General features: G+C 60.1%; 18 protein-coding genes and 1 pseudogene. 6 read left to right on the forward strand and 13 right to left on the reverse strand.

All coding sequences use genetic code 11. The annotated features are described in order from the left end of the window. Positions 1–158: 158 nt before the first annotated feature. Positions 159–1805: a phosphoglucomutase (alpha-D-glucose-1,6-bisphosphate-dependent) gene (pgm, locus tag ACWKWM_RS02765; protein ID WP_483844646.1), complete on the forward strand. Its 1647-nt coding sequence runs from the start codon at positions 159–161 to the stop codon at positions 1803–1805. Positions 1806–1956: 151 nt separating this feature from the next. Here the strand turns inward: pgm and ACWKWM_RS02770 are convergent, their stop codons facing one another. Next, positions 1957–2652: a pirin family protein gene (locus ACWKWM_RS02770; protein ID WP_483844647.1), complete on the reverse strand. Its 696-nt coding sequence runs from the start codon at positions 2650–2652 to the stop codon at positions 1957–1959. Positions 2653–3266: 614 nt separating this feature from the next. Here ACWKWM_RS02770 and ACWKWM_RS02775 point away from each other — a divergent pair. Next, positions 3267–5582 carry a UvrD-helicase domain-containing protein gene (locus tag ACWKWM_RS02775; protein ID WP_483844973.1) on the forward strand — a complete coding sequence of 772 codons (2316 nt, stop codon included), beginning with the start codon at positions 3267–3269 and terminating at the stop codon, positions 5580–5582. 103 nt (positions 5583–5685) lie between these two features. Here ACWKWM_RS02775 and ACWKWM_RS02780 read toward each other — a convergent pair whose 3' ends face one another. Beyond that, entirely contained in the window at positions 5686–5967 is a 282-nt protein-coding gene (locus ACWKWM_RS02780) for a DUF1652 domain-containing protein (RefSeq protein WP_483844648.1), read from the reverse strand. Between the two features lie 629 nt (positions 5968–6596). Here ACWKWM_RS02780 and ACWKWM_RS02785 point away from each other — a divergent pair. Continuing rightward, positions 6597–7367: pseudogene (locus ACWKWM_RS02785) on the forward strand (MCP four helix bundle domain-containing protein); the annotation flags it as partial. Continuing rightward, positions 7359–8222, forward strand: a complete 864-nt coding sequence (locus ACWKWM_RS02790; RefSeq protein WP_483844974.1) for a methyl-accepting chemotaxis protein — start codon at positions 7359–7361, stop codon at positions 8220–8222. The pseudogene ACWKWM_RS02785 and the gene ACWKWM_RS02790, both read left to right, overlap by 9 nt. A gap of 256 nt (positions 8223–8478) precedes the next feature. Here the strand turns inward: ACWKWM_RS02790 and ACWKWM_RS02795 are convergent, their stop codons facing one another. Genes ACWKWM_RS02795 through ACWKWM_RS02810 form a run of 4 tightly spaced genes read right to left on the reverse strand, consistent with a single transcriptional unit; the run spans position 8479 to position 13341 of the window. Next, positions 8479–10005 carry an efflux transporter outer membrane subunit gene (locus ACWKWM_RS02795; RefSeq protein WP_483844649.1) on the reverse strand — a complete coding sequence of 509 codons (1527 nt, stop codon included), beginning with the start codon at positions 10003–10005 and terminating at the stop codon, positions 8479–8481. 7 nt (positions 10006–10012) lie between these two features. Next, the gene (locus ACWKWM_RS02800; RefSeq protein WP_483844650.1) at positions 10013–11626 is read right to left on the reverse strand and encodes a DHA2 family efflux MFS transporter permease subunit; all 1614 of its coding nucleotides are present in this window, start codon (positions 11624–11626) and stop codon (positions 10013–10015) included. Further along, positions 11623–12786, reverse strand: coding sequence for an HlyD family secretion protein (locus tag ACWKWM_RS02805; RefSeq protein WP_483844651.1), 1164 nt, complete (start codon positions 12784–12786; stop codon positions 11623–11625). Before ACWKWM_RS02805 ends, ACWKWM_RS02800 begins: the two co-directional genes overlap by 4 nt. A 6-nt stretch (positions 12787–12792) precedes the next feature. Next, on the reverse strand, positions 12793–13341 hold the full coding sequence (locus ACWKWM_RS02810) for a winged helix-turn-helix transcriptional regulator (RefSeq protein WP_483844652.1): 549 nt from the start codon (positions 13339–13341) through the stop codon (positions 12793–12795). Between the two features lie 772 nt (positions 13342–14113). On the opposite strand from ACWKWM_RS02810, the gene ACWKWM_RS02815 reads away from it, so the two are divergent. After that, complete coding sequence (locus ACWKWM_RS02815) at positions 14114–14443, forward strand: thioredoxin family protein (RefSeq protein ID WP_483844653.1); 330 nt, start codon at positions 14114–14116, stop codon at positions 14441–14443. A 252-nt stretch (positions 14444–14695) separates the two neighbouring features. On the opposite strand, the gene moaA is transcribed toward ACWKWM_RS02815, so the two are convergent. Continuing rightward, positions 14696–15694, reverse strand: a complete 999-nt coding sequence (gene moaA / locus ACWKWM_RS02820) for a GTP 3',8-cyclase MoaA (RefSeq protein ID WP_483844654.1) — start codon at positions 15692–15694, stop codon at positions 14696–14698. A 62-nt stretch (positions 15695–15756) separates the two neighbouring features. Then, positions 15757–16584, reverse strand: a complete 828-nt coding sequence (locus ACWKWM_RS02825; protein WP_483844655.1) for a formate/nitrite transporter family protein — start codon at positions 16582–16584, stop codon at positions 15757–15759. A gap of 469 nt (positions 16585–17053) precedes the next feature. On the opposite strand from ACWKWM_RS02825, the gene ACWKWM_RS02830 reads away from it, so the two are divergent. Continuing rightward, positions 17054–18802: an ATP-binding protein gene (locus ACWKWM_RS02830; protein ID WP_483844656.1), complete on the forward strand. Its 1749-nt coding sequence runs from the start codon at positions 17054–17056 to the stop codon at positions 18800–18802. A gap of 12 nt (positions 18803–18814) precedes the next feature. Here the strand turns inward: ACWKWM_RS02830 and ACWKWM_RS02835 are convergent, their stop codons facing one another. The 5 genes from ACWKWM_RS02835 to ACWKWM_RS02855 form a co-directional block, all read right to left on the reverse strand. After that, positions 18815–20161, reverse strand: coding sequence for a cation:proton antiporter (locus ACWKWM_RS02835; RefSeq protein ID WP_483844657.1), 1347 nt, complete (start codon positions 20159–20161; stop codon positions 18815–18817). Positions 20162–20444: 283 nt separating this feature from the next. After that, positions 20445–21497 (reverse strand): ABC transporter substrate-binding protein, encoded by a 1053-nt coding sequence (locus ACWKWM_RS02840; RefSeq protein ID WP_483844658.1) that lies wholly within the window; start codon positions 21495–21497, stop codon positions 20445–20447. Next, the gene (locus tag ACWKWM_RS02845; protein WP_483844659.1) at positions 21494–22678 is read right to left on the reverse strand and encodes an NAD(P)/FAD-dependent oxidoreductase; all 1185 of its coding nucleotides are present in this window, start codon (positions 22676–22678) and stop codon (positions 21494–21496) included. Before ACWKWM_RS02845 ends, ACWKWM_RS02840 begins: the two co-directional genes overlap by 4 nt. Further along, positions 22675–24036, reverse strand: a complete 1362-nt coding sequence (locus tag ACWKWM_RS02850; RefSeq protein ID WP_483844660.1) for an FAD/NAD(P)-dependent oxidoreductase — start codon at positions 24034–24036, stop codon at positions 22675–22677. Before ACWKWM_RS02850 ends, ACWKWM_RS02845 begins: the two co-directional genes overlap by 4 nt. Continuing rightward, entirely contained in the window at positions 24033–24323 is a 291-nt protein-coding gene (locus ACWKWM_RS02855; RefSeq protein WP_483844661.1) for a (2Fe-2S)-binding protein, read from the reverse strand. Before ACWKWM_RS02855 ends, ACWKWM_RS02850 begins: the two co-directional genes overlap by 4 nt. Positions 24324–24348 lie beyond the last annotated feature (25 nt).

Raw genomic sequence — 24348 nt, forward strand, 5'->3', positions numbered from 1 at the left:
TTTGTCTCATGACGGTTCAACGGTTTACGGATCGATACGCGAGTGGGGTGGTCCAACTGCCAGTAAATTGCCGTCCCGTAGGCCTTTTCCGATATATTCTGTAGGTGCTTTCCATCAGCGCCGAGTGATTTTTCCTTTTTCCTCCATGGAGGTTTCGCATGAGTATCAGTCCATTCGCAGGCAAACTGGCGCCTGCAGAATTGCTGGTCGATATTCCTCGTCTGGTTACGGCCTACTACACCGGCCAACCGGATGCTTCGGTCGCGACCCAGCGTGTGGCGTTCGGTACTTCCGGCCACCGTGGCAGCTCCTTCGAACTCAGCTTTAACGAGTGGCACGTCTTGGCGATCAGTCAGGCGATCTGTCTGTATCGCCAGTCCAAGGGCATCGACGGCCCGCTGTTTCTCGGTGCCGACACTCACGCTCTCTCGACACCGGCCAGCGCCACAGCGCTTGAAGTGCTGGCGGCCAATGGCGTGCAGGTGATGATTTCCCAGGACGACGAGTTCACCCCCACGCCTGCGGTGTCCCACGCCATCATCTGCTACAACAAGGGCCGCACGTCCGGGCTGGCGGACGGGATCGTCATCACGCCGTCGCACAACCCGCCGGAAAGTGGCGGCTTCAAGTACAACCCACCCAACGGCGGCCCGGCAGACTCCGACGTCACCAAGTGGATCGAATCAAAGGCCAACGAACTGCTGGCTGAGAAAGTGCGGGGCGTGACCCGCGTCAGTTTCGAAAAGGCGCAGCGCGCCGACACCACCCATCGCCACGACTACCTGAACACCTACGTAGCTGACCTTAAAAACGTCATCGACATGGATGCCATTCGCGGCGCTAACCTGCGCCTGGGCGTTGACCCGTTGGGCGGCGCTGGCGTGCGCTACTGGTCAGCGATTGGCGAGCATTACGGCCTCAACCTTGAAGTGGTGAACAAGTTCGTCGATCCGACCTTCCGCTTCATGAGCGTGGACTGGGACGGCAAGATTCGCATGGACCCGTCGTCCAACTTCGCCATGCAGGGGCTGATCGGCCTCAAGGACCGTTTTCAGGTTGCGTTCGCCTGCGACCCGGATCACGACCGTCACGGCATCGTCACCCCGACCGGTGGACTGCTGGCGCCGAACAATTATCTGGCGGTGTCGATCGATTACCTGTTCCAGAACCGCCCTGACTGGCGCGCTGATGCCGCCGTCGGCAAGACCGTGGTCAGCAGCGGCATGATTGATCGGGTGACTCAGCGTCTGGGTCGTCAGCTGTATGAAGTGCCGGTGGGCTTCAAGTATTTCGCCCAAGGGCTGTTCGAAGGCACGCTGGGTTTCGGTGGGGAAGAAAGCGCGGGTGCGTCGTTCCTGCGTCGCGACGGTACGGTCTGGACCACCGACAAGGATGGTCTGATCCCGGCCTTGCTGGCCGCTGAAATCCGCGCGCGCAAAGGGCGTGATCCGAGCGAAATTTATGAGGCGCTGACCGAAGAGCTCGGCAAGCCGTATTCCACCCGTGTCGAGGCCAAAGCGAATCCAGAGCAAAAAGCGCTTTTGGGCAAGCTGTCGCCGGAGCAGGTGAAATCCACTGAATTGGCGGGCGAAGCGATCCTGAGCATTCTCAGCAAGGCGCCGGGCAATGATCAGGCCATTGGCGGGTTGAAAGTCTCGACCGAAAACGGCTGGTTCGCCGCGCGTCCATCGGGCACCGAGGACATCTACAAGATTTACGCCGAAAGCTTCATTGGCGAAGACCACCTCAAGCGTTTGGTCCAAGAGGCGCAGGTGTTGGTAGACACGGCAATCGCACCACGCTGACACGATGCAACCCCCTGTAGGAGCGAATTTATTCGCGAGGCGGCAATCCTGTAATACCTAGTGGCCGTCTCGCCAACAAGTTGGCTCCTACAGAAATGGAAAACCCCGCTTGCTTCACGCAGGCGGGGTTTTTATTTGCAGCTGGGTTACATCAGGCCACATCCATCAAAACGATCTCGCTGTCTTCGATGGCGGTCACTCGCAATGTGCGTTCATCTTCTACCGCGATCCCGTCTCGTGCTTCTGCACGCAGGCCGTTGACTTCGATGATCCCGGTGGCCGGCACCAGATACGCCCGGCGACCTGCCTGCAGCACGTACTCGGCTGTTTCACCGGCTTTGAGGTTGGCGGCAACCAGTCGAGCGTTGGCGCGAATCCGCAGGTCGATGTCATCGTCAGCCTTGCCGCTGGCCAGTGTCACGAAGCCTTCGCGATTGCCTTTCGGGAACGGTTTGGCGCCCCAGGAAGGCGGCAGGCCCACTTCGTCCGGCATGACCCAGATCTGGAAGATGCGGGTTTCCTTGGACTCCAGGTTGTATTCACTGTGGGCTACGCCGGTGCCAGCGCTCATCACTTGCACGTCACCCGCTTCGGTACGGCCACGGTTGCCCAGGCTGTCTTCATGGGTGATTGCACCTTCACGCACGTAAGTGATGATTTCCATGTCCCGATGAGGATGGCGCGGGAAGCCCGTACCGGCTTGAATCACGTCGTCGTTCCAGACCCGCAGTTGGCCCCAGTTCATGCGCTTTGGGTCGTAGTACTCGGCGAACGAAAAGTGGTGATGGGCGTTCAGCCAGCCGTGATTTGCGCCGCCCAGGGTGTTGAAGGGTCTCAGTTGCAGCATGATCGTTACCTCCAGAGCAGGGCCGGGCTGTAAACCCGCGCCGCTGAGTGATGACTTGATGTCGATGGGAGAATGATCTATCAAATTAATATCGATAAAAAGCGTAACTTTTGCTTAATTCCAATCAGTTTATTAGATGATTTCGTGTTGGAGCGAGGCTTGCCCGCGAAGCTGACGACGCGCAGTGTCAGGCGAAAACTAAGTCTCAGCTTCGCGCAGTGTCAGGTAAAACCTGAGTCTCAGCTTCGCGAGCAAGCTCGGCTCCAACAGGGCATCGCTCCAACTGGCAGCGAAGCGACTTACCGAATTACCTGCACTTGATCGGCTAACCCCATGACCAGCAAGCATTTCGCTGGAGCTTGGGCCCGAATCAGCGGACCATAGTCGCCTATTAAGTTCACCCGCTGATATCTGGAGCCCGCGTGCCGCACGATCTTTCTGCCGAGCCCATCCACGAATTGCCCCCCGAACTCTCCACCCCTGAACGCCTGCCGTTTTTCAAACGTCTGTTGGCGCGCCTGCATGGCCGAAGCTTGTCGCGGTTGCAGGCGCAGCACGTGCCGTCGTGGCATCAAGGCCACGCCGACGGCTACCTCAACGGCCACATGGAAGGCATGAACGAGGGCTACGCCGAAGGCCATCTCGATGGCATCGAACAAGGCCGTCAGGTGTTGGTGATCCGTGACACGCGCCCTCAGGATCATCGCGGCCCGAAAACTGACGATCATCTGTTCGATGACTGGCGCCTGCCGCTGACCACCGAACTGAAGAAGCGCATCAAAGCCGACATCGCACTGAACCTGCCCGCTCATTCCCAACCGACCGCCGCGCAGTGGAAAATGATCTTCAGCGACACGCCGTCAACCTACGTGATTGCTGGTGCCGGTGCGGGCAAATCCACTTCCCTGGTGTTGCGCGTGCTGTTGCTTCACCACTACCTGGGTTTCGAGCTGAACTCGATGACGGTGGTGACCTTCACTCGTGAGTCGCGCAAGGATTTCATCAACAAGCTGATCGAAGTCATGGAGCTGTGGGGGCACAACCTCAGCCTGCGCGAAGCGCGGGATGTGGTCCGAACCTTCCACTCGCGCATCCTGCCACTGGTGCGCAGCCTGCCAGGTTTCGAGCAGTTGCAAGCGTTCGAAAACCTCAGTAATCAGTCCGGGAACCTGCTGGAAGACGGCGCCGACAGCAACCCGTTCGACCTGCGCATCAACGACGCCCAGCGTCAGCATATGAACCTGTGCTATCGCGATCTGTATGCGGCCAACGAGCGCTTTCGTGAAGTCATTGCGCCGCTGTACCGCCACGCCCTGCAACTCAAGGAGCTGGACCGCGATCACCCCGATGTGCAAAAGCGCATCACCGTCATGGGTCTATCCTCCAAACGCGATGAAGAGCTGTGCGACGTGGTCGAGGACCTTTGGATTCGCGCCGGAGCCTGGCCGATCAAGGGTGTCGAACCCATGCGCCAGGTGGTGGAAATCAGCGGGCTGGCTTTTCATGTTCACGGCTACTCTGCGGAACTGGATGCCTGGATCGTATTGGGTTTCGATCCCAGTGAAGACCAGCATCTGCGCCGTCCGGACGCCAAGCTGCCGGTCTGGGCCGAGTGGGTGATCAAGCGCACCCTGTTTCAGGCTTTCTGTCGCAAGCCACTGATCTGGATCGAAAACTATCAGGCGTCCAAGGGCTTTCTGCAGTCATTGTCAGGCGCTGCTGTGGCGGGGCCGGGTTTCGATTACAAGGTCAAGGGCGAACTAAGCGCGGCGCCGCTGCTCGATTGTTTTGTCGCCGCCGCCAGCTTCATCGAAAACCTGGGTCTGGATGTGCCGCAGGCGGTTTCGCAGATGAGCTTCTCGGAGCAGGACCCGGATCGCTTCTTCTTTGAAGCCCTGAGCCTGTTCTGGAAAGCCTTTGAAGACCATCTGTTGGGCCAGTCACCGCCGGTGATGACCTACAACCGCATGTTCTCGCTGTTCGGCGAACACTCGCCGGAAAACCTCAAGCTGGTCAGCGACGAAGGCTTGCGGCCGTTGGCGCATTTAATGATCGATGAGTTTCAGGACGTCTCGCCGCAGATCGTGTCGTGGATTCGCGCCAGCCTGCGGGAGATCCGCAGCCGTGGCCCGGCGATGCACGTCGGCCGCGGTGCGCAGCGATCTTCACTGCTGTGCGTGGGAGATGACTGGCAGTCGATTTACGGCTGGCGCGGCAGCTCGCCCAAGTACTTCATGGAGTTTGCCAAGGAGTTCTCTTCGCCATCGACCACCAAGGTCATGCTCAGCGAGAATTTCCGTAGCCACCAGCACATCATCGACGCCGCCGAACACATCGTGCGCGCGGCCCCGGCAATCTCTGGCAAAAAGGCGAGGGCGAGCGGGGCAGAGCAGGAACTGCTGCCAGTGCAGGTGCTGGACCGCGATGATGACCAGTTGGTCGCAAAATTGATCGAGCATTACAACGACGGTGATTCAGTGTTGTTGCTATACCGCAAGGGCAGCGACAAGGCGAAGTTGCCCGACGCGTTGCAGACGCTGGTCAACGCCGATTACGGGCTGCCCGTGGCTTCGCGGCGTTTCAAGCAACTCACCTACCACAGCTCCAAAGGCCTGCAGGCCGATGCGGTATTTTTGCTGGGCGATTGCCTTCATCTGACGCAATCGCCGTACAAGAATCAGGTGTATCTGCTGGCCGGTTTAGGCAAAGAGGGCGATCTGGAAGCGTTCGACAACGCGCAGAAAGACGAAGTGTTACGCCTGGCCTACGTCGCGATTACACGCGCGGTGCGGCACTGCTATTGGTACATCGACGCCAACGGCAAGGACGACGCCAACGTGCCGCGAGCTTCGGCGCGAATTGCCGGGGATAAAGTGTTTTTCGAAGATCAGCGCGGGGCGATGGTGGAGCAGGAGCCGCAGCAAGCGTAATGATTTCTGTAGGAGCGAATTTATTCGCGAGGCGCATCACCCTTACCGGTGCGTCGTTCCTCTCGCCAACAAGTTGGCTCCTACAGAATTTGCGTCGGTGTAATCACGCCTGATTGAGGAAAACCATGTGCGGGGCGGCGAACGTCTCCAGCTCAAGCTCGATGGCCTCGATGATGCGCTCCACGTCCATGGCGTTCATCACGGTGGCGCACGGAATGCCGGCAATCGCGATCACTGTCTCGCCACTGGCGCGGTCGAACAGGCGTGCCACCATGCTGCTGGGTGCATCCATGTTGGCTTCGAAGCCCACCGGATGGAAATGCCAGCGCATCAGCTGGCAGGCGTTGGGGAACGTGACTTTATTCATGTGGCCTCCCTCGTTCATTCAACCAACTGATACGACCCAGGGCAGGAAAACCAGATCTGCCACCCATCATCGAACACGTCTGCAACGCCATTGCCAGAGCAGGACGTGGGTTTCTTCGAACAGCGCTTATTGGCAGGTGGGTGGACAGTTCTTTCAGTGAGTAAAAGTAGCACCGACTTCTTACCGTCAGGAGAAAAATTTCCTACAAAGCCAGCATTTTTTCGATTTGTTGATGCAGATCATATTTCTTATTCCACGAGGCTTGCGAATTGTGCAATCGCTGGCCCGGATACAGATAAGGCACGGGGCCACTGTCGATGAGCTTCTCACTGAGCACTCCGCAGAAGATAACGAGCACAGGTGAAAAATGAGTGAAAAGACTGGAAGTTTCATTTGAAATTTAACAATTGATGCGCGCAAACGTTTTCGAGACAAAATTCGGGTCGGGTAAACGTCTGTTTTAAATTATTTAAGGCAGCGGCCTGAATGTATTTAGATATCCAGCCGATAGAGCAGTCAGGTGACAGGAAGTTAGTGCAGTTTGAAACCGACCCTGACGCCTGCCGTTGCTGAACTGCGCATAAACCGCCTGATCAATGACGCCGAAGCATGGAAGCAATAACCCGAATTTCATTGAGAATGTATCTATGTCGATAAGAAGCATTAACATCGCGCCACGCGCGTTTCTGGGGTTTGCATTCATCGCCTTACTGGTTGTGGGGCTGGGGGTTTTTTCGCTTAACCGACTGGCAGTGATACGCCAGGCCACCACCGATATGGAAACCAACATGCTGCCCAGCGTCGGGTATCTGGGGAATATGCTGGAAAACACCTTGCGCCTGCGGATCACCTCGTTCCGGACCCTGGTTAATCGTGACCCCGCTAGCCTGCGCGAAACCGAGACCCGCATCGCAGACCTGATCGGCAAACTCCAGGACGCCAGAAAAAGTTATGCCGCCACTCCGATGGATGGGGATGAAGCGAATCTTTTCAAACAGTTCGATGTCACGCTGGCAACCTTTCTTGAAGTGCAAAGCCAAGTGCTAGAGCTGTCGCGGCAAGATAAAAGCGAAGACATGCGCAGTCTGATCAATACCCGCATGAAAGATGCGACCGACTTGATGGGCGTGCAAATCAATCAATTGATCAACATCAACAAGCAAGCCGGGACGGATGCGTCGGTGATTTCAAAAGAGCAATACGACAGCGCAATTATCGGCGTGATCGGCGTCGCAGTATTCGCCGTATTACTGACCGTCTTACTTGCCTGGCTTTTAACTAAAAGCATCGTCAACCCTCTGTCTAGAGCGGTGCGTGCTGCCCAGGATATCGCTGAAGGCAATCTGACCCGGCCAATAGCCGTCGATGGCAACGATGAACCGGCTCGCCTGCTTGAAGCGTTGGTGGCGATGCAGAAAAACCTGCGCCAGACCATCGAGTTGATCTCCGGCTCTTCCACTCAGCTGGCCTCTGCCGCTGAAGAACTCAGCGCCGTCACCGAGGAATCTTCACGGGGCTTGCAGCAACAGAACGACGAAATCGAACAAGCGGCGACGGCGGTCAACGAAATGACCGCTGCGGTGGAAGAGGTGGCGCGCAACGCGGTGTCGACCTCCGAGGCGTCGAAACAATCCAACGATACCGCTCGCCAAGGCCGTGATCGGGTGGTGGATACGGTCAAGTCAATCCAGTCCATGGCCACCGAAATTCAGGCCACGTCCGGGCTGGTTCAGGGCCTGGCCGAGCAGGGCCGGGACATCGGCAAGGTGCTGGACGTCATCCGCTCCATCGCCGAACAAACTAACCTGTTGGCGTTGAACGCTGCCATTGAGGCAGCGCGTGCGGGTGAAGCGGGGCGTGGTTTCGCGGTAGTGGCCGATGAGGTGCGTGCTTTGGCCCACCGCACGGCGCAATCGACGACGGAGATCGAGCAAATGGTCGCCGGCATCCAGACCCGCACCGGTGAAGCCGTGCAGTCGATGGTCAAGAATACGGACCGCACCCAAAGCACGCTGGGCCTGGCCAATGCGGCAGGCGATGCGCTGGAGCTGATCACCGAAGCGATTTCGCAGATCAACGAGCGCAATCTGGTCATCGCCAGCGCCTCGGAAGAACAGGCGCAGGTCTCGCGGGAGGTGGATCGCAATCTGGTGAACATTCGTGATCTGGCCACTCAGTCAGCTGCGGGTGCAAACCAGACCAGCGCAGCCAGCCATGAGTTGTCACGTCTGGCAGTTGACCTGAACACACTGGTGACGCGTTTTGTGATCTAGCAGTCAGAAGGCGGTCAGCACAACCACATTGCAGCCTTCGGCAACCGGTACCTGTGGGAGCGGACCTGTCCGCGACTACTGAGCGTCGGGCGCCAGATACGTACCGGTTGTGATGACCCCTTCGCGGACGGGGCCGCTCCCACAAGTTTGCTTCTGCGCCCAGAAACCTGATCGCGAGCAAGCACCCTCCCACAGGGATGCGACCGTCATACGATCGGTGACGTCGCTTCTGCCGAAGGCTGCGATGCAAGAAGGATCACTTCTGCGCTACATCTTCCTTGGCGGCCTGAGGCCAACCGCCGCCCAGGGCTCGGAAAGTCGACACCGCTGCACGGGCATCGTTGGCGTGCAATTGCGCCAACTGATCCCGAGAAGTCAGCAGCAAGCGGTCTTCGTCCAACACTTCAATCAGGCTGATCGCGCCGCCCTTGTATGCATCCTGAGCCGCGTCGCGCGCCACCTGGTGAGCGGCGACTTCCTGCTCCACATCGCTGCGCTGCAGCTCAAGCTGCGTCAGGGTCACGATGGCGTTTTCAACATCTTCGGTGGCCTTCAGCATCGACTGCCGATAGTCCGCAAGTGCTTCGGCATTGGCGCCTTTGGCCTGCGCCACTTCGTCATCCACCCGACCGAAATCGAACAGCCGCCAGTGCAGGCCGATGATTGCCTGTGGCTGGAACGCGGCCGACGACAGCAGTTGCCCGCTGTGTACGGTGTCAAAACCCAATAACCCAGCCAGCGAAACCTTCGGGTAGTACTCAGAAATCGCCTGACCGATGCGCGCATTGGACGCTGCCAGTTTGCGTTCGGCGGCAATCACGTCCGGGCGACGACGCAGCAGGCTGGCAGGGCCTTCGGTGTCGGTAATGGTCGGCACGCTGTATTGCTGCGCACTGGCTGTCAGTTCTTGGGCGTATGTACCGGGCTGCACGCCCATCAGCACATCAAGGCGGTTGAGTTGGGTCGACAGCTCGGTGCGCAGCGGCGGCAAGGTCGCGCGGGCCTGTAGTACCAACGCCTGTGCCTGAGCCTGTTCGCGATTGGTTGCCAGGCCGCTGCCGAGCCGGTCCTTGACCAGATCCAGCAGGTTGCTTTCGGTCTTCACTTGTTCTTCGGCCACGCTGATCCGTTGCTGCGCGCCACGCACCCGGAAATACGCATCGGCCGCTTCTGAGGCCACCGAAATACGCACGCCGGTATGGCTGGCTTCAGCCGCTTGCGCTTCGGCAATGGCTGCTTCTTCGCCGCGTTTCAGGCCGCCCGCCAGATCGGTTTCCCAGCTGGCACCGACGCCCACCGTTTCCAGGGTCTGATTGCGCTTGTAGCCGGGGAACGCGCTGCCGACCTGGCCCATCGGGCTTTCGGTGGATTGGCGCTGGCGCACCACTTGCGCATCGAGGCTGCCTTGGGGCAAGCGCTCGGCGCCGGCCTGGCTGGCGACCGCGCGGGCCTGCTCGACACGGGCCATGGACTTGGCCAGATCCAGGTTCTGATCCAGTACGCGCTGCACAATGCGGGTCAATTCGGGATCAGCAAAACCGGTCCACCAAGTATCCAGCGGCGGCGCCGGGGTTTCGCCGACGCGCTGCTGCAGCAGCGACTGATTGTCGTAGGTGGAGGTCAGCGGATTGGCCGGCTGCTGATAATCCGGGCCAACCGCACAACCCGGCAGCAGCGGGGCAAGCGCCACGAACAGCGCGCTGAGGGCGAAACGGCGGGTTTGCTGCAAGCGCGACGCCAGGCTGTTCATGGTGCGGTGCTCCAATGTTTGAGTGATGTTCATGGCGTTCTCAATGGGCGTCGGCTGAAGGCGCGGCGGGCGGCACGACCTTGCGCATCAGCGGCACCATCGCGGTGGCGACGATGAAGCAGACCATGATCGCCAGGAACGCATCGGCGTAGGTCTGGGTCTGCGCTTCGCGGTAGGTCAGCAGCCACAGCTGATGCAGCGCCGAGTGAGTGGCGTCGGCCGCGTTCTGGCCCAGGCCCATGAAGCTGCCGGTGACCTGATCGATCCAGCCATTCATGGACTCGTTGGTGGTGTTCAGGTGCTCAGCCATGCGGGTGAAGTGCAGGTTGGTGCGGTCGTTGAGGATCGTGGCGCAGGCCGCGATGCCGATGGCGCCGCCCAGGTTGCGCATCAGGTTGAACAGCCCTGACGCCTGCTTGAGGCGCGACATGGCCAGCCCGCCGAGGGTCAACGTCACGGTCGGTGGCACGGCCATTTGCTGGGCAAAGCCGCGAATGGCCTGGGGCAGCAGCAATTCCTTGCCGCCCCAGTCATGGGTGATGGGCGAGAAATCCCACATCGACAAGGCGAACAACGACAGGCCGAACATCATGATCCAGCGCAGATCGACGCGGTTGGCCAGAAAGCCGTAGACCGGAATCGCCGCCAGTTGAAACACCCCGGTGGAGAAAATCGCGATGCCAATGTCCAGCGCGCTGTAACCGCGCACTCGGCCCAGGAACAGCGGCGTCAGGTAGATCGTGCCAAACAGGCCGATGCCGGTGACGAATGAGAAGAAACAGCCCAACGCAAAGTTGCGATCGCTCAAGGCGCGCAAGTCGACCACCGGGTTCTTGACCAACAAGGTGCGGCTGATGAAGGCCAGCCCGGCGAGACCCGACACCCACGCGGTGGTCAGAATGGTCTGGTCACTGAACCAGTTCCAGCGCGGACCTTCTTCTAGCGTGTATTCCAGACAGCCGAGGAACAGCGCCATGAACAGCATGCTCAGGTAATCCGCGCCCTTGAGCAGCTTCAGATCCATGGAATCGATGTTCACCAGCATCGGCACAGCGATGGCGACAAATGCACCGGGCAACAGGTTGATGTAGAACAGCCAGTGCCACGACGAAACGTCGGTGATCCAGCCGCCGATCACCGGGCCCAGAGTAGGCGCCAGCGACGCGATGGCGCCGATGGTGGAAGCCGCGATCACGCGCTGTTTGCCGGTAAAGAACATGAACGCCGAGGTGAACACCATCGGGATCATCGAGCCGCCGAGAAAACCTTGCAGCGCACGGAAGGCGATCATGCTCTGGATGTTCCAGGCCAGGCCGCACAACAGGCTGGCAATGGTGAAACCCACCGCCGAGGCGCAGAACAGCCAGCGCGTCGAAAACACTCGAGACAACCAGCCCGACAGCGGGATCACCACGATCTCAGCGATCAGGTAACTGGTCTGAACCCACGCGGTTTCGTCCTGGCCTGCGGATAGCCCGCCGCCGATGTCGCGCAGTGACGCGGAAACGATCTGGATGTCGAGCAGGGCGATGAACATGCCGACGCACATGGTGGCGAAGGCCAAAACCTTAGCGGCGGTGGGCATCGATGCGGCGTCGATGTGCCCTTTGGGTCTGGCAGGTTGCGCCGCCGACGCTGCAGTCGTGCCGCTCATGGCGCGGTCTTCCCGGCGACGGCGACAGGCTGGGTTTTCTGCTCGGGAGATGTGTTGTCATCCTGGACTTTGGCGTTGGTGTCCACTTCGGCGATCACCGACAGGCCCGGACGCAAATTGCCCAGCACGCCGTCATCGTGATCCAGCCACACGCGCACCGGCACGCGCTGCACGATCTTGGTGAAGTTGCCGGTGGCGTTTTCTGGCGGCAACACGCTGAACTGCGAACCTGTGGCGGGGGCCAGGCTGTTCAAGTGGCCATGGAATACGCGGCCCGGCAGTACGTCGGCGCGAACGCTGACCGGCTGACCTGGCAGCATATGTTCCAGCTGGTCTTCCTTGAAGTTGGCATCGACCCACAAGCCGCTGGCGGGCACCACTGACAGCAGTTGCGTGCCGGCTGCGGCGTACGCACCCACACGGGCGCGACGGTTGCCGATTACACCGTCCACTGGAGCGCGGAGTTCGGTGTAACCGACGTTGAGCTGTGCCATGTCGCGTTCGGCCTTGGCCTGCATCAACGCGGCGCGGGCCTGTTGTTTTTGCGTTGAAATCACATCCAGTTGACGCTGCGCGGCCAGCATCGAGGCCTGGGCCTTTTCACCGTTGGCTCGCGCAGTCTTGAACGTGGCGTCGGCTCGCTGGAAGCTTTCAATCGACACGGCGGCGCGACTGGACAACGCTTGATAGCGCACCTGATCGTCCCGGGAGCGCACGGTTTCGGCGTTGGCGGCATCGATCCCCGCCTTGGTCTGACCGATGACTGCGTGTTGCAACTGTTCAGTGGCGTCGAGATTGGCCAGCAACGCTTCTTCAGCGGCGACAGCGCCTTGGGCCTTGTTTAGCGCAGCGACGTAATCGCGGTCGTCGATCTTGACCAGCAAGTCGCCGGCGTGAACGAACTGGTTGTCGATCACTTTCAGCTCGGTGATGTAGCCCGGCACTTTCGGCCCGATCACTGTCACATCGCCGCCCACATAAGCGTCGTCGGTGGATTCGAGAAAGCGGCCAACGGTCCACCAGTGAATGCCGAACAGCACGGCGGCCATCAGGGTGGCGATGATCAGCAACAGCAAGATCAGGCGTTTGACGCGCGATGGTTTTTTCTCGGGCTGAGCGACAGGCGTTGCCGGCTCGGTGGCGGTGATGGGGCTGTTCATCGCGGGTTACCTTTTGCTGTGCTGTGAGGTGGATTGGGCGTCGGGGAGGGCGTCGCGGTAGGCCTGACGACGGCTGCGCCCGGCCTCTATGCGCCAGGCTGAAATCGAGTCAGCGGCGCCGGTGTAACGCAGGCTGTGGTCGAACAGGTTGATGCGCTTGCCGGTGTGGGCGTCGGCGACCACCAGGTCCACCGGCTGCTGGGTGCTGTTGTCGATCAGCTCGATATTCGTGCCCAAGGGCGAAAAGTGCTTGTTGCCCCACTTCATCATCGTCAGCACTACAGGACGAAAGTCCCGGCCGCGCTCGGTGAGCACGTAATCGAAGCGCGGCGGCTTATCGGTGTAGGGCCGGCGCTCCACCAGACCGGACTCGATCAGATCGTTCAAGCGGCGGGAAAGGGTATTCGGTGCGATGCCCAGGCTCTTCTGGAATTCGTCGAAACGGCTGAGCCCGTAAGACAGATCGCGCAGGATCAAAATGTTCCACCAGTCGCCCACATGCTCGAGGCTCTGAGCGATCGGGCAGGGCATGTTTTCAAAGCTCGTCTTCTTCATGACCACGTCTCCAGCGCAAGATGCTGCTGTCAGATTATGGTTGTAATATACGCATATGACTTCCATCATGTAATCCGCTCGAACGGTAAAGGACTGATGCGGATTTGGTAACAAACGGAAAGTGATGACGCAGAGCGGCAAGGGATTCATTACCACGGAGGGTGTGAACGATCAGAACGCCTGTGAACACGGTTTAGTTGATGTATCGAGGCGCCTGATTCCGGGGCCGCTTCGCAGCCCATCGTCGGCAAGCCGGACTCCTACGCCCTCCGGGCAGAATCGGATTTGCGCCGCCGCACGCATCTTGCTTCTGGGCGGAGCCCGTAGGAGCGCAGCTTGCTCGCGATCTGGCGCGTAGCGGCAGTCAGGCCTGTGCACACGGTTTAGCTGATACATCGAGGCGCCTGATTCCGGGGCCGCTTCGCAGCCCATCGTCGGCAAGCCGGACTCCTACGCCCTCCGGGCAGAATCGGATTTGCGCCGCCGCACGCATCTTGCTTCTGGGCGGAGCCCGTAGGAGCGCAGCTTGCTCGCGATCTGGCGCGTAGCGGCAGTCAGGCCTGTGCACACGGTTTAGCTGATACATCGAGGCGCCTGATTCCGGGGGCGCTTCGCAGCCCATCGTCGGCAAGCCGGACTCCTACGCCCTTCGGGCAGAAGCGATTGGGCGGTCACGCATGAATCGCCTGGGATGATCGCGTCACCCGCCCCGTGGTAGCGTCACTTCCAGAAACGCACCGCACATTCGGAAATCAGCCGGAGCACGCCACCCATGAGCATCACCCCTTACGCCACTACCGCCCCTGGCCGCGATGAGGTCAACGCGTTGTCCGGTGCCAGCGTCATCGAGTTCGGCACTGATTGGTGCGGCCACTGCAAGGCCGCTCAACCTTTGATCGCCACGGTCTTTGCCGATTTCCCAGGTGTGCGTCATCTGAAAATCGAAGACGGCAGCGGACGCCCGTTAGGCCGTTCGTTTCGGGTGAAACTGTGGCCAACGCTGATCTTTTTTCGTGACGGGGTAGAGATTGCGCGCCTGGTCAGGCCGACGGATGTAAGCCTGATCGAAGAGGCCTTCGAAGCGCTGGTTCAGGAGGGGTAAGTCGCAATCGGGCGTCGATGCTTCCACTCTGAGGATTTCGCGGGCAAGCGCGGTCCTACAGAATTGTGTCTGCGTCGCTGATTTCGCGTCGTGCCAAACCCCTGTAGGAGCTTCCGAGGCACGAGGGCTGCGAGACGCCATTTTGGGCGCTGAATATTTCGCAGCCGGACGATCTTTTCGCAGCCTCGCGCTGCTCGTCAGCTCCGACAAGGGATTGGGGCGTCTTCGCAAAGGGGGTTAAGCCAAGGAGAATTAACCACCGGTCATGTTCATGAACCGCACGACCTGCACGTCATCGTTGATCTCGAAGTTGTGCTGATAGGGCTTGAGCTTCATAGCCTCGATGATGGCTTTTTCAAGCTTTTCCGGGTGGCCGGGGTTGGCGCGTAACACGGCCTTGAGGTCCATCGAGTGTTCGTTGCCAAGGCACAGCAGCAAACGACCTTCGACGGTCACGCGTACCCGGTTGCACGTGGCGCAGAAGTTATGACTGTGGGGCGAGATGAAGCCGATACGGATGTCCGGCGCTTCGGCCACCCGCCAATACCGGGAAGGGCCCTGAGTCGACTCGGTCGAGTTGATCAGCGTGTAGCGCTCGGCGATCCGCTCGCGCACCTTGTCGCTTGAGAAAAACGACTCGGCGCGGCTGTGCTCACTGATCACACCCAGCGGCATCTCTTCGATAAAGGTGATATCCAGCTTGCGCTCGATGGCGAAGGCCACAAGGTCGTTGATCTCATGATCGTTACGACCCTGCATCACCACACAGTTGAGTTTGGTGTGAACGAAACCCGCCGCGTTGGCCGCATCGATACCGGCGATGACCTTGGCCAGATCACCCGTACGGGTCAGCTCTTTGAAACGCGCCGAATCAAGGCTGTCCAGACTGATGTTCAGACGATTGAGGCCTGCGTCGAACAGCGGCTGGGCGAGTTTATCGAGTTGAGAGCCGTTAGTGGTCATGCACAGTTCACGCAGACCGGGGAGGGCGGCGATGCGTTTGCACAAACCGACGATGCCCGCGCGAACCAGCGGCTCGCCGCCCGTCAGACGGATCTTTTTGGTCCCCAGGGCGACGAAGCGCTCGGCCACCTGCTCGATCTCTTCCAGAGAAAGGATCTGCTGGCGCGGCAGAAAGGTCATCTCTTCGGCCATGCAGTAAACGCAACGGAAATCGCAGCGATCGGTGACGGAAATCCGTACGTAATCGACTTTGCGTGCAAACCCGTCCAGTAATACTCGTTCTGACATTTAGTGCTCTCGATAACCTATCGGCAGCCAGGCCATGTCGCTAGACACCGCTGCCCAAAAGCTCACATTTTTTGAGTTTCGCGAGCGTTTTCCACTGCCACGCTGCTGTTGGAAACCGTGGACTGCAAGACGTTCGAATAAGATACGTAATACGCCAAACCGACGAAAATTGCACCGCCCACTGCGTTTCCCAGGAACACCGCAACGAAGTTTTCGACAAACTGAGTCCAGCTCAGGGCGTCGGCGAAGATCGCGGCCGGGATAATAAACATATTGGCCACCACGTGCTGAAAGCCGATGGCGACAAAAGCCATTATCGGAAACCACATGCCGAGAATCTTCCCTGCGACGTCCTTGCTGGCGTAAGAAAGCCAGACCGCCAGGCACACCAGCCAATTGCATCCGATCCCCGAAATAAACGCCTGACCGAAGTCTGCGTTGACCTTTGCGGTCGCAATCGCCAGCGTTTTGGCGAGAAACACCCCTTCAGTCAACCCCAGCACATGGCCAAAGAAGTACGCCACGAACAGAGCGCCAAGCAGGTTGGCAAACGTCACCAGCAGCCAGTTGCGCGCCACTGCGCCGAGGGTAATGCGCCCGGCGAACATCGCCGTGGGCAGGCTCATCATGTTGCCGGTGAGCAATTCACCACCCGCCAGAATCACCAGAATCAAGCCAATTGGGAACACTGCCGCACCCAGCAGGTTACCCAGCGACGCCCAAGGGCCAGGGATCATGGTGCTGACGTGGATATCCAGCAAAAAGCCCAGGGCGATGAAAGCCCCGGCGAGAAATCCCAGCACCATCACCGACAGCGTCGGCAAGTGGGATTTCTTGACTCCAGCCTCAATGGTGATGTCGGCGATCTGTTGCGGCGTATTGATAGACATGGGACGGGGCTCTTACACATGGGCCAGCGCCGCGAAGCTAGGTCGGGCGTTTCGCAAATTAGGGTTAGGCAAGAGTCCGGTCTCGGTGCGCGCTTGTGATTGCACAAGGCGGCATGTCCCTGGGAAAGAGTGTCACGAAGTAAAAGCGTCGGTGCGGCAAAGCGATGCCTGACCCATGAGGGCGGGATCAGTTGCTAAGCAAGCTACCGATCCAGTGGCAGAGCGTCCAATCGCTAGTTCTGATGAAGTGATCGACTGGGTCGATGAAGGGCGGAGAGACTAATTGGCGGAGGTCACAGAACTTATCCGGAAAAAACCGCTCCTTAAAGAGACCAAAGGCCGCACCCCTTGCCCAAAACTGGATTGCAACCCGTGCTGGCCTTCTTGCATCATGTGGTCCGGGCGCGATGACATCGCTGTTTGCCTTCTATGGTTCCAGTCGATTTTGCCTGTTTCCGAACGCTGTTTAATGACTGCACTTATCGCGAACCCTTCGTACATGACCGAAATTCCCGCCCCGTTACCCATCGATGAAGCGCGTCGCATCCAGGCGTTGGAGAGGCTGGCGATTCTTGACAGCCTTCCGGAGCAGTCCTTTGACGACATCGTCGAGCTGGCGACCAATGTGTGTGACGCGCCCATCGGCCTTGTGTCACTGGTGGACAACGAGCGCCAGTGGTTCAAGGCCTGCATCGGCTTACCGGCCAAGGAAACTCATCGGGATCTGGCATTTTGTGCGTACGCGATTCTTGAGCCGGACGCGCTGCTGGTGATCGAAGATGCCACCCAGGATTTACGCTTCAGCAGCAATCCCTTGGTGCTGGGTGAACCCTTTATTCGTTTTTACGCGGGCGCGCCGATCGTCACCCTCGATGGCCACGCGCTGGGCACGGTGTGCGTCATCGACAGCAAACCGCGCACATTGAATCAGGCGCAACGTGCTGCTTTGCAAGCCTTGGCTCGGCAGACTGCGGCGCTGTTGCAGTTGCGTGAACTCAGTGCCCATCGCGACCAGCAGGCTCGACATCTTAGCCAGCAAGTGATTGCGGCACTGGCTGACGACAGCTGCGCCCACGGCCGATTGCGGCAGAACCAGCGCGTAGCGTCGATCGGTCAGCTCACCAGCGGCATCGCCCACGATTTCAATAATCTGCTGCAGGCCATCAGTTCCAGCTTTCAATTCGTCGATCGCAAGGCCCAGCAGCCTGAGGTGGTCAAGCGCTGGGCGCAGGTTGGCCTGCAGGCCGTAGACAAAGGCGCTGCGCTGATCAGTCGGTTGTTGGCATTCTCCCGGGAGACGCAACCCACGCTGCAAGCGCTCAATATCTGCGAACAGTTGGCGAGCATCGAAATGATGCTGGGACGGGTGCTGGGGCCGGACATCGAGCTGGAGTTCAACCTGGCCCGGTTGCCGGTCAGCGTGCTGTGCGACGCGACGCAGCTGGAATCGGCGGTGTTCAACATGCTCATCAACGCCCGCGATGCGATGCAGGGCAGTGGCAGAATCGAGGTTAAAACCCGCTTTATCGATCTGAGCGAAAGCGCGGGTAACGGGGAGTATGTCGAGCTGTCAGTCACCGACAACGGTCCGGGAATCCCTGAGTCGGTGCGCGAGCAGGTTTTCCAACCCTTTTTCACTACCAAGAAAATCGGCGAGGGTACTGGGCTGGGTTTGTCTCAGGTCTATGGTTTTGCCATTCAGACCGGGGGATCAGCGTCAGTTTCATGTGGCGAGACTTATGGAACTTGCGTGCGGTTGCTGCTCAAAGTCAGTGATCGCGCCCACGACATCAACTTGCAGATCCAGACAGCGGCGACCCCTGAATCGGTGACGCATCGGGCCAAGGTGTTGCTGGTCGATGATGATGAGGCGCTGCGCGAGACCTTGGCTCAACTGTTGATCGACGTCGGTTATGACGTGCACCCGGTCGGCAGCGGGTTTGCGGCCGTGCAGGCGCTTGAACACACACGGCCCGACATCGTCATCACCGATTGCCTGATGCGCGATCTTGGCGGGGCTGTTTTGGGCCAGGTGCTCAAGCAGATTCGGCCCGGACTGCCGGTGCTGTTCATGTCCGGGGGAGCTGATCGCAGTTCGCTGATCTGCGACACGGTGCGCGACGAATTGCTGGTGCAAAAACCGGTCAGCCTCGACAACCTTCTGGGCAAGATCCAGGAGCAGTTGCCGCTTCACACCCGCGCAGATCGCCGGGCGTAAGCGGGACGGCACTCAGTCTTCGCGGTTCACCGCGTTGCTGCGCTCGTAGCGCTCCAGCAACGGCTGAATACTCACCCCGTGCAGCAAGATGCTGAGCGCCACCACTGACAGTGTCAGGCCGATGGTGGTTTGCACGGCAGATTCGGGCAACCCATGGGCGAGCGCGTAGCACAGGTAATACAACGTGCCGATGCCACGAATGCCGAACCAGCTGACCAAGGCCTTCTGCGGCACATTGAGCAACCGGCGGCTGACCAGCAGCCAGACGCTGACCGGGCGAATGATGCAGAAAAGCGCCAAACCCAGCCCGATCGCCCGCCAATCCCAATACAGCGAAAGCGCCGCGCCCAGCAGGGTGATCAACAGCACTTCCATCGAACGCTCCACCAGACCGCCAAATGCGAGCATGTCGCCCATCATGACGCCGGCCGCCAGCTGAGTGTCGCTCAGTTCATCGGTGGTGGCGGTGGCTGTCTCCGGATCGCTGTGCATGTGGCCCAACACCGGCTTGGCCACATGTTCGGAGGGCAGTTCCGACTGTGTCACCTGGGCCTCGGCCTGACGCAAACCCAGACCTGCGGCAAACACTGAGAGAAAGCCAAACGCCCCCAGCCCTTCAGCGATCACGTAGGCCATGGCGATCAGCGCCAGGGCCAGGAAGTCGTTGGGCGAGGAGGTGCTGTCGGCATTCTTGATGCGCAGGTAAATCATCAGGTGTCCGACGCCACGCCCCAGTCCGTAGCCCAGCAATAGGCCAACAGGCACGCCCCAGACGATGGTTCTGAGCAGCCAGCCCTGCACCCAGTCGAAATTGCTGCCCTGCATGCCGAGGAACGCCAGGGCAAAGATGACGAAGGGGAAGGCCGTGCCGTCGTTCATCCCGGCCTCGCCCGACAGGCCGAATCTGACCCGGTCGAAATCCTGCGCGTTGTTGACCTGCACCAGACCCGCCAGTACAGGGTCTGTGGGCGACAGCATGGCGCCGAGCAATAAAGAGATGCCCCAGGAAATCCCCAGCAAGTAATGCGCAGCCAGGCAGGTTCCCAATATCGTCAGCAGCATGACTGGCCCGGCCAGTAAATACGCAGCGGACCAGGCTTTGCCACTGAACGGCAGGCGCAGTTTGATCCCGGTGTTGAACAGCGAAAACAGCACAGCGACTTCGGTCAGGCGTTCAAGCCATTCGTAGGCGGTGCGGATGTCCAGCTGCATCAGGTCCAGCCCCAACGGGCCGATGGCAACGCCAAACGCCAGGCACACCGCCGAAGTGGTCACTGGCAGCCAACGCAGATAAGAGGACGTCAGTGCCAGCAGCATCAACAAGACGCCGAGCACAGTCATGCAAAGAATAAAACTCATCCGGCCTCGATATACGTAGGGAGCGTGTGTGAGTGTGTGACTGTTCGAGGGCCGGATAGTTGAAACAATCTGTTTCAACAAGATTTGCATCGGTGCGAAAGCGCTCAGCAGCGCCGGGGCTGCGCTTTAGGGAGGGCGCCGGATCGAGATGCCCCCCACGCCGGAGAACCAGAGTGGGAGCGGACCTGTCCGCGAAGGCTATGTTACAGCCACAGAAGATGTATCGGCTGTCCCGGCCCCTTCGCGGACAGGTCCGCTCCCACGGGACAGCCCCAAGGTCTGTCTACCGCTCTATCGTCCGGCTCCAGCGTGCGTTCCATTCCGGGCGGATCTGGTTGACTTGATCCCAATCAATGGTCACCGCGGTTTCCAGGTATTTATTCATTGCGTCCACTTGGCCCTTGGTTTTCTCAGTGGTCGGGGTTTTCGGATTCGACGGGATCTGATCACCCTGTTCCAGCGCAGGTGCCTGGGCTTCAGGCGTCAGCAGAAAGGCGGCAAGTTTCTGCGCCAGTTCCGGTTGGTCGTTGTTGGCGATCGTGCATTCGGCCACGTTCAACACCACCGCGCCTTCTTTGGGCGGCGCGTACTCGACTGGCACGCCCTTGAGCTTCAGCGCGGTGACTTGGGTGGGCGTCAGCGGGAACAACGCCGCTTCGCCTGTCTGCACCATTTCCGAAATCTTCGCCGAGCTTGCGATGTACTCCAGCACGTTCGGGCCCACGGTTTTCGGCCATGCCTTGAAGCCCGGCTCGACGTCCTTCTCGCTGCCGCCTTGCAACCGGTTGAACATCAAGAAACCGTGCAGGCCGAAAGTGGAGGAGGCCAGCGACTGGAACACCAGCTTTTCCTTATAGCGCGGGTCCGCCATGTCGGCCCAGGACGTCGGCGCGCTCCAGCCATTTTCCTTGAACATCTTGGTGTTGTACGCAAGGCCCGTCACCCCAAGGCTCACGGCAACGGCTTCATCCTTGATTTTGCCTTTGTCCGGGATGTCCGCCAGCGCCGCGCTCGGCTGCAGCTTGCCGCACAGGCCCATGGAGATCGCGCGGTACATGATGCCGTCGTCGAGGAACATCACGTGCATCTGCGGGTTGTCTTTGCTGGCCTGAACCTTCGCCAGAATGTCGGACGAGGTGCCCGGCACGATGACCACTTTGACGTTGTTGGCCTTTTCGAACGCGGGCAAGACTTGATCGGCATACAAGCGTTCCATGGTTCCGCCGTTCATGCCCAGGTACAGCGTCGGTTCAGCGTGAGCCGGCATCGAAGCGAGCAAGGTCGCCAGTGGCAAGCAGGACAAACCGCTGAGTGCAAAGCGTTTCAGGTTGTTCATGGGTGCGACCTTCCTCTGTGCAGTGGGATGACGATATCGGCGCCAAGGGTGGCGGCGACGGCGGACGGGACAGCTTGAAATCGACGGATGGAAAACGCATCGAGGGAAATGCTCGGTGCGCCGGTGCAGACAATCTCGGCAAGTGCTTCTCCGGCGGCCGGGCCGATCTGAAAGCCAGACCCTGCGAAGCCAAAACCGTGCAACAAACCAGGCTGGGTCGCACTGGCGCCCAGTACGGGTTCGCGGTCCGGCAGATAACCTTCGGTGCCGCTCCAAGTGCGAATCGCCTGGGCACCGGTCAACGGTGGATAGAGTTCAGCGGCGTTGCGCAAGATCTCCATGATCGCGGCATGGCCCGGTCGTGCTCGTGCCGAGTCCAGTGGAAAACCCTGGCCGCCCCCGAGCACGCAATTGCCCCGAGCCACCTGGCGGGCATAAATACCGCCGCCTTCAACGCCAGTGCTGACGTCCATGAACATCGGCAGCGGCTCGGTGACCAGCATTGCCGGATGGCCTGAACGCATCGGCACCGGTTCGCCGAATTGCTCAGCCAGATGTGCCGCCCAGGCCCCGGCGCAGTTGAGCAACCAGTGACTGCGAAAACGCTGGCCGCCGGCGGTGCGTACGTTGAACGCTTGGCCATCATGGCTGACGTCAATGACGTGGGCTTGCTCGAACGCCTGCGCGCCCAGACGCTGAGCCGCCCGCGTGAACGCCGGGGAAACCAGCCGCGGGTTGGCGTGGCCGTCGTCGGCGCACAGTGATGCGCCCACCGCGACGTCTCCCGCCCACGCAAACCGCGCGCGCAATTGCGCCCGATCCAGCAACTGCAGGTTCAGCCCAAAACCCCGAGTGGCCTCGGCATATGCCGCCAGCGCCTGCATATCCTTGTCGCTGCGCGCCAGTTTCAGATGCCCAGAGCGCAGGTATTCGCCATCAATGCCGATCAACTGCTGCAAATTGGCCCAGATGCCGTGGGCCCGTTGCGACAGCGGCAACTGCGACAACGGTCGGCCCTGACGTCGCACGCCGCCATAGTTCACACCGCTGGAATGGGAGCCAAAAAAATCCCGCTCCAGCAAGGCAACCCGCTGGCCTTTTTGCGCGAGAAACAGCGCAGCGGACGCGCCGACGATCCCGCCGCCAATGACCAGTGCATCCACTTCGACTGGCGCGCTCATTGCTGGATCTCCAGACCGAACGGCAGCGGTTTGATGGGTGCCTGGCCGCGTAACCGGCCAATGCTCGACACCTCACGACCGCTGGCCTGAGCGATGATTTCGCTGGCCGCCAGCCCACACATCCGGCCCTGACAGCGGCCCATGCCGACGCGACACATGGCCTTGACCCGGTTGATTTCCCAATGGCCTTGGGCGACGGTCTGGCGAATATCGCCGGCGCTGACTTCCTCGCAGCGGCAGATGGTCACGCTGTCCGTTGTTTGCGCGGCCCAGTCTTCCGGGAACGGAAAGGCCGTTTCCAGTCCGTGGCGAAAGCGTTCGACAGCAGCCAGTTTGTTTTTCAGTGCCGCGATGCGCGCGGCATCGATGGGGTGACCGACGTCGGCCAACAACGTCAATGCAGCCAGCTCGCCAGCCATTTCTGCGGCGTCGGCGCCCATGATTCCCGCGCCGTCACCGGCCAGATAAACGCCCTCGACCGTGCTGCGTCCGTCGCTGTCGCGAGTGGGCAACCAGGCGCGGTTCAGCGCGCTCCAACTGAATGCGCAACCGAGCAAATCGGCCAATTGGGTTTCGCTGCGCAGCGCATGAGCGAAGGCCACGGCGTCGCAATCCAGTGAGTGAATGTGCTCGCCCTTGCGCCAGCTGACCGAGCCCACCCGCTGCTCGCCCTCGATGCGCTCAAGTCGCACGCCCTGATGCACCGGTATGCCGTGGGCGGTCAGCCAACTGCGGTAATACACGCCTTTGGCCAATGTCAGCGGTTGGCGAATCAGCGCGGGCAGCGCCCGGCTTTGCGCGGAAAAAGGTGAGCTGTCGAGGACCGCCAGCACCTTGGCACCGGCTTTGGCGTACTGATAGGCGACCAAATATAACAACGGCCCGCTGCCGGCAAACACCACTCGCTCGCCAATGGCGCAACCCTGAAATTTCAGGGCGATCTGCGCCGCACCGAGGCTGTAGACCCCAGGCAATGTCCAGCCTGGCACCGGCAGAATGCGGTCCGTCGCGCCGGTCGCTACGATCAATTGTCGATAGGCGAGTTGGTCGGCCACGCCCTCGGTCAAGGTGTCCAGCACCTGGTTTTCGGCGTTCCACACCAGAGTCTGCGGGCGGTAGTCGATGTCATCGGCCAAACGGTCCAGCGTCGAATGCAGGGCAATTGCCTTGCCGGCTTCTAAGCCATACAGGTGTTTGGGCGAGCGCTGGAAATTCTCCGGCTGACGACGATAGATCTGCCCGCCGCCGCGCAGGCTTTCGTCGATCAGGCACGGCTGCAAGCCATAGGCGACCAAGGTTTGCGCGGCGCGAATGCCCGCAGGGCCGGCGCCGATGATCACGATGTCTGAACGTTTCATGACCGACGCCCCGGTTCGCGGCTGACCACCTGGCCGGCTTCAAGCAGCGTCGAACAGGCCCGCACACGGCGGCCGTCGTCGAGTCTGACCCAGCAATCCTGACACGCGCCCATCAGGCAAAAACCGGCGCGGGGTTCGGCGCTGAAATCACTCCCACGCAAGTAATCGCTGGCGGTCAATACTGCAGTCAGTAGCGTGTCCCCCTGCAAACCAGTGGCGGGTTGACCGTCGAGGATGAAGGGCAGGGACGCACGGTTTGTTTCTGCCAGTCGTTTCAGCAAGGCCATGGCGCTCTCTCTGTCAGCCGGGGTG

It is taken from the genome of Pseudomonas rosaeacicularis (assembly GCF_057128745.1).

What these genes read in the sequence shown, in the direction of transcription:
- ACWKWM_RS02840 (WP_483844658.1), bottom strand. Translation starts at nt 21,497, where the DNA reads ATGAACAACCTGAAACGCTTTGCACTCAGCGGTTTGTCCTGCTTGCCA.
- ACWKWM_RS02805 (WP_483844651.1), bottom strand. Translation starts at nt 12,786, where the DNA reads ATGAACAGCCCCATCACCGCCACCGAGCCGGCAACGCCTGTCGCTCAG.
- ACWKWM_RS02795 (WP_483844649.1), bottom strand. Translation starts at nt 10,005, where the DNA reads ATGAACATCACTCAAACATTGGAGCACCGCACCATGAACAGCCTGGCG.
- ACWKWM_RS02770 (WP_483844647.1), bottom strand. Translation starts at nt 2,652, where the DNA reads ATGCTGCAACTGAGACCCTTCAACACCCTGGGCGGCGCAAATCACGGC.
- ACWKWM_RS02825 (WP_483844655.1), bottom strand. Translation starts at nt 16,584, where the DNA reads ATGTCTATCAATACGCCGCAACAGATCGCCGACATCACCATTGAGGCT.
- ACWKWM_RS02790 (WP_483844974.1), top strand. Translation starts at nt 7,359, where the DNA reads ATGCAGAAAAACCTGCGCCAGACCATCGAGTTGATCTCCGGCTCTTCC.
- ACWKWM_RS02835 (WP_483844657.1), bottom strand. Translation starts at nt 20,161, where the DNA reads ATGAGTTTTATTCTTTGCATGACTGTGCTCGGCGTCTTGTTGATGCTG.
- ACWKWM_RS02815 (WP_483844653.1), top strand. Translation starts at nt 14,114, where the DNA reads ATGAGCATCACCCCTTACGCCACTACCGCCCCTGGCCGCGATGAGGTC.
- ACWKWM_RS02810 (WP_483844652.1), bottom strand. Translation starts at nt 13,341, where the DNA reads ATGAAGAAGACGAGCTTTGAAAACATGCCCTGCCCGATCGCTCAGAGC.
- ACWKWM_RS02800 (WP_483844650.1), bottom strand. Translation starts at nt 11,626, where the DNA reads ATGAGCGGCACGACTGCAGCGTCGGCGGCGCAACCTGCCAGACCCAAA.
- ACWKWM_RS02780 (WP_483844648.1), bottom strand. Translation starts at nt 5,967, where the DNA reads ATGAACGAGGGAGGCCACATGAATAAAGTCACGTTCCCCAACGCCTGC.
- moaA (WP_483844654.1), bottom strand. Translation starts at nt 15,694, where the DNA reads ATGTCAGAACGAGTATTACTGGACGGGTTTGCACGCAAAGTCGATTAC.
- ACWKWM_RS02850 (WP_483844660.1), bottom strand. Translation starts at nt 24,036, where the DNA reads ATGAAACGTTCAGACATCGTGATCATCGGCGCCGGCCCTGCGGGCATT.
- pgm (WP_483844646.1), top strand. Translation starts at nt 159, where the DNA reads ATGAGTATCAGTCCATTCGCAGGCAAACTGGCGCCTGCAGAATTGCTG.
- ACWKWM_RS02775 (WP_483844973.1), top strand. Translation starts at nt 3,267, where the DNA reads ATGAACGAGGGCTACGCCGAAGGCCATCTCGATGGCATCGAACAAGGC.
- ACWKWM_RS02855 (WP_483844661.1), bottom strand. Translation starts at nt 24,323, where the DNA reads ATGGCCTTGCTGAAACGACTGGCAGAAACAAACCGTGCGTCCCTGCCC.
- ACWKWM_RS02845 (WP_483844659.1), bottom strand. Translation starts at nt 22,678, where the DNA reads ATGAGCGCGCCAGTCGAAGTGGATGCACTGGTCATTGGCGGCGGGATC.
- ACWKWM_RS02830 (WP_483844656.1), top strand. Translation starts at nt 17,054, where the DNA reads ATGACTGCACTTATCGCGAACCCTTCGTACATGACCGAAATTCCCGCC.